This is a genomic window from Streptomyces sp. NRRL WC-3549 (assembly GCF_000721935.1).
In the GTDB taxonomy this organism is placed as follows: domain Bacteria; phylum Actinomycetota; class Actinomycetes; order Streptomycetales; family Streptomycetaceae; genus Streptomyces.
Genome location: NZ_KL585446.1, coordinates 1 through 1674 on the forward strand (window position 1 = coordinate 1; position 1674 = coordinate 1674).

2 protein-coding genes and 1 pseudogene are annotated in these 1674 nt (G+C 70.5%); 2 read left to right on the plus strand and 1 reads right to left on the minus strand.

Translation table 11 applies throughout. The annotated features are described in order from the left end of the window. The coding region (locus tag IH13_RS0134715) for a hypothetical protein (RefSeq protein WP_031090925.1) at window positions 1–530 on the plus strand (530 nt) is incomplete at its 5' end. 31 nt (window positions 531–561) lie between these two features. On the opposite strand, the gene IH13_RS0134720 is transcribed toward IH13_RS0134715, so the two are convergent. Beyond that, window positions 562–873: a ferredoxin gene (locus IH13_RS0134720; protein WP_031090926.1), complete on the minus strand. Its 312-nt coding sequence runs from the start codon at window positions 871–873 to the stop codon at window positions 562–564. Between the two features lie 242 nt (window positions 874–1115). Here IH13_RS0134720 and IH13_RS0134725 point away from each other — a divergent pair. Continuing rightward, a pseudogene (locus tag IH13_RS0134725) lies at window positions 1116–1674 on the plus strand (proteasome ATPase); the annotation flags it as partial.

Sequence of the window (1674 nt, forward strand, 5' to 3'; positions counted from 1 at the left end):
GGCTCGCCACGGCCGCTGCCATGGCCGCCGTCGTCGCCGGCGCGGGACTGCTCCAGCCCGAGGCCGCCACCGCGACCGCCCAGGCCTCCGAGCGCACCGCCACGGCCGGCAGCGGTGCCGTCCCGGCCGCCGCGCCGGACCCGGCCGGCGTCGTCTTCCCGCTCGCGTGCGGCGACGCGGGACAGACCGTCGCCGACCGCGCGCCCGGCGACCTCGACGGCGACGGCAGGCCGGAGACCGTCGTCGCCGTCCATTGCACCGCCGGTTCCGGCACGCCCCCCGGCGGGGTCTACGTCCTGACGCAGGCGAGCGGGGCCGCACCCCGGGTCGTGGCGACCCTGGTGGACCCCGCTCAGAACCTCACCGTCACCGGCCTCGCCGTCCAGGACGGCACGGTCTCGGCGACCCTGCTCGGCTACTCCTCGCCCGAGGTGCCGCGCTGCTGCCCCGACGAGCGGGAGAGCGCGGCATGGAAGTGGAAGGGGAACGCGTTCGTCCGCTCCACCGGGGGCAGCTCCGCGCCCGTCTGACCGGGAAGCGGACGGCCGAGGAGGAGCTCCCTCAGTCGGCGTCCGGACCGAAGACCTCCACGCTGTCCGAAACGCGCCGTACATGGATGCAGTCGCCCGGGCACTCCTTGGCCGAGTCCACCACGTCCTGGAGCAGCGGCAGCGGTACCGGGGTGGTGGCGCCCTTGTCCTGGAGGAGCTCGTCCTCCGGGCTCTTGACGTACGCCAGGCCGTCGATGTCCAGCTCGAACACCTCAGGCGCGTACTGCACACAGATGCCGTCGCCCGTACAGAGGTCCTGGTCGATCCAGACCTCCAGGTCCTCTGCGTCCCTGCCGCCCGGAGCGTCCTGCTGCACGGTCATGTGTCCTGCCGTTTCCCTGCGTATGCGAACCGATTCGAAGCCGACCCTGACGGGTGCCGAAGCTCCGACGATACAACCGGCGGCTTTCCCGGGGCGAAGGGTGGGTATTCCCTTGGCGTGAGGGAGAGCGCAAGGGTGAAGATCGGACACGCCCCCAGGTCTTTGTGATCTAGGGGTTTCAATCATCACCCACCCAGGTAGGGTCAGGAAGCGTCCAGCTCCCCTTGGAGGAGGTGAGGACCGTGGCAGCCCACGACGACGACATCAACCGCGGCATCCGGCCCGGGCGGGGGTCCGATGACCCAGCCGGCCAGGTTGCCTTTCTCGAGCAGGAAATCGCCGTCCTGCGACGTAAGCTCGCCGACTCTCCGCGTCACTCGAGGATTCTCGAAGAGCGGATCGTCGAGTTGCAGACCAACCTCGCAGGCGTGTCCGCACAGAACGAGCGGCTCGCCGGCACACTCCGCGAGGCGCGCGACCAGATCGTGGCCCTCAAGGAGGAGGTCGACCGGCTCGCACAGCCGCCGGCCGGCTTCGGCGTCTTCCTGCAGGCCAACGAGGACGGCACCTGCGACATCTTCACCGGGGGCCGCAAGCTCCGGGTGAACGTCAGTCCCAGCGTCGAGCTCGACGGCCTCCGGCGAGGCCAGGAAGTCATGCTCAACGAAGCGCTCAACGTGGTCGAGGCCATGGAGTTCGAGCGGGCCGGGGACATCGTCACCCTCAAGGAGATCCTCGAGGACGGCGAGCGCGCCCTGGTCATCGGGCACACCGACGAGGAACGGGTGGTGCGGCTCCCCC